Source organism: Enterococcus sp. CSURQ0835 (assembly GCF_902706605.1).
In the GTDB taxonomy this organism is placed as follows: domain Bacteria; phylum Bacillota; class Bacilli; order Lactobacillales; family Enterococcaceae; genus Enterococcus_A.
The window spans coordinates 1-2,365 of sequence record NZ_CACSLH010000064.1; the positions used below are offsets into that span (position 1 = coordinate 1).

Genomic DNA, 2,365 nt, shown 5'->3' on the forward strand with positions numbered 1-2,365 from the left:
TTCAATTTAATAAAACGTACAATTTCTGGAATAAAAGTCATCCGCTGCGTAAGCATTCGACTTTTTTGCAATTTTGAATGAAACATAGTTTTCAGATTTTTCTGAAATTATTTGTGCAACACTAGTGGGATAATAAAAAATTATCTTTTTCTGATATTATGGCTACAGAAGCAGAAACAAAAGATGTTGTTTACCAAGTTAATTATGTAGCTGTCTATTTTGTTTTAGCGGGTGCAGTTGCGGCAATAGTTATTGATGTAGTAAGAGATGATAAAGATGTAAATATTCAAAAAATGAAATTGAGATTAGCTAACAATGAATTTTCAACAGCTCTAATTGCCTCGGCTCTTGAGTATGGGGGACTTAAGTTTGCACAAAAAGTAGGGAAACTTTATCTTGGAATGGTAAATAACTATTATTTAGAAAATGAAGATATGGATTTGAACTATGCAAACTAGTAAGGTACTGCCTAGATTAGGTGCTATTCTATTAACATATAGATGTAATGCAGAATGTGATGAGTGTTGTTTTGAATGCAGTCCAGATAGAAATAGCCCTAAATTTGATATTGAAAAAATTAAGGAATTTATCGATCAAATTAGTAAGAAGGATGGTATACAATTATTAGTTTGGTCAGGTGGTGAGTGTTTTTTAGAATACCAAACACTTACTTTAGGTATTGATTATGCAAAGAAAAAAGGATTTAATTCTAGATGTGTTTCAAATGCATTTTGGGCCAGTTCAATTGAGCAGGCGACAAAAAAACTTTTACCTCTAAAGCAAAGTGGATTAGTTGAATTGAATTTTTCAACAGGCGATAGTCATCAAAAATTTGTTCCTATTGAGCGTGTAATGAACGCTACCGTTGCAGCGTTACAATTGGGAATGAAAGTATTTATAGCGGTAGAGTCAACAAGTAGTAGCAAGTTTAAGCCACAAGATATTCTTGAAAATGAATTATATGTAAATAATATTAGAGGTAGGGAATTAGAAAAATCTTTTTCTATAGAACCAACTGTGTGGGTATCTTTCCATGATAATAACAATTACGACTACGGTGAAATTATCGGAAATTCTGGAGGATGTGAAGGGATTTTTGATACCATTTCTATAGAACCTTCTTTTGGTTTAATGGGATGTTGTGGTATTACTTCTAATCATATTCAAGAGTTGCATCTTGGAAAAATATCTGAAGGAAATGTGTATGAAAGGTATTTGGCACAACAAGACGATTTTTTAAAATTATGGATTTTTACAGAAGGTCCAGAAGTTATAGTAAAACAAGCTAGTGAATGGCTGGGAGTGGATGCGCCAAAATTCTATCATAAATGTTTGTATTGTGCTTATTTATATCAGTCTAATGAAATAAGATCTGCTATTGCTGAGAACTATCATTTTGTAGAAGAAAGAGTATTGAAAAAATATCAAACAGAAACAGTTTTACAGTCTGCATTTACCAGTTAATTTATTTGGTGGTGAAATATGTATAAGCTTACTCGAATTAAAGAGTAGGCTTGTACATAAAATAATAACTAAGGGAGAGCATTGATGAAATTTGATATAAAATCAGCTATAAGAAATCATAAAGCTATTCTTATCTTATTATTTGGATTAGTTCTAGTACAAGTGATGATTAGTACGATTTTTCCTTACATAACAAAATATATAATTGATGATGTTTTGTTGAAAGGTAAGTTAACAAATTTTCGACCTATACTAATTTATACGGTTTTTCTAATAATTTTACAAGTACCTATTAATATTGGTGTTAGTTATAGCTCTTCTAAATGGGTTCAGATGTTAATTTTTGATTTTCGTAAAGAGATTAGTAAAAAGTTTCTTTCATCAAAGGAAAACTCTAAAGAAAATGGACTATTCATAAATGCTATTATCAGCGACTGTGAAATAATAGGTAACCAGTTATTAACAATTTTATTAAACGGTATTCCAAATGTTTTATTAATAATTTTATATAGTGTAGCTTTATCAAATTTAAGTTTGAAATTAACTATAAACGTAATGTTTACAATTCCGTTGTTTCTATGTATATCCTGGTTAACATCCAGAAAAGTATATTCGTTATCTAATGAACTACAAAAATATAAAGATAAGTTAACTGAATTTTTAAATCTATACGTTCATAACAAACTTGCGATTGATTTATATGGTTTAAGAGATAAAGAAGAAAATAGATTTATTTCTGTTGCTGAAAAAGTTAAAAATTCTAATATTAAAACAAATCACTAGTGTTGCAAAGAACTTCAAATCATTAAAAGCATTGCTATAAAGCTATTCATGTACAAAAAAATCCTTTATACTGTTCTCGGATGACTTATCCAAGACCAATAAAAAGGACCTACGCATG

General features: G+C 29.5%; 3 protein-coding genes. All 3 read left to right on the plus strand.

What is annotated here, in order from left to right; all coding sequences use genetic code 11:
• Positions 1-158: 158 nt before the first annotated feature.
• A complete protein-coding gene (locus GVJ38_RS14005) occupies positions 159-458 on the plus strand; it encodes a hypothetical protein (protein WP_159723808.1) in 300 nt (99 codons plus the stop codon).
• On the plus strand, positions 448-1,464 hold the full coding sequence (locus tag GVJ38_RS14010) for a 4Fe-4S cluster-binding domain-containing protein (protein ID WP_159723809.1): 1,017 nt from the start codon (positions 448-450) through the stop codon (positions 1,462-1,464). Before GVJ38_RS14005 ends, GVJ38_RS14010 begins: the two co-directional genes overlap by 11 nt.
• A gap of 84 nt (positions 1,465-1,548) precedes the next feature.
• Positions 1,549-2,247: an ABC transporter transmembrane domain-containing protein gene (locus tag GVJ38_RS14015; RefSeq protein ID WP_159723810.1), complete on the plus strand. Its 699-nt coding sequence runs from the start codon at positions 1,549-1,551 to the stop codon at positions 2,245-2,247.
• Positions 2,248-2,365: the final 118 nt, after the last annotated feature.

Bases quoted from the DNA above. Each gene is read 5' to 3' on its own strand.
- GVJ38_RS14010 (WP_159723809.1), top strand. From the start codon at position 448: ATGCAAACTAGTAAGGTACTGCCTAGATTAGGTGCTATTCTATTAACA.
- GVJ38_RS14015 (WP_159723810.1), top strand. From the start codon at position 1,549: ATGAAATTTGATATAAAATCAGCTATAAGAAATCATAAAGCTATTCTT.
- GVJ38_RS14005 (WP_159723808.1), top strand. From the start codon at position 159: ATGGCTACAGAAGCAGAAACAAAAGATGTTGTTTACCAAGTTAATTAT.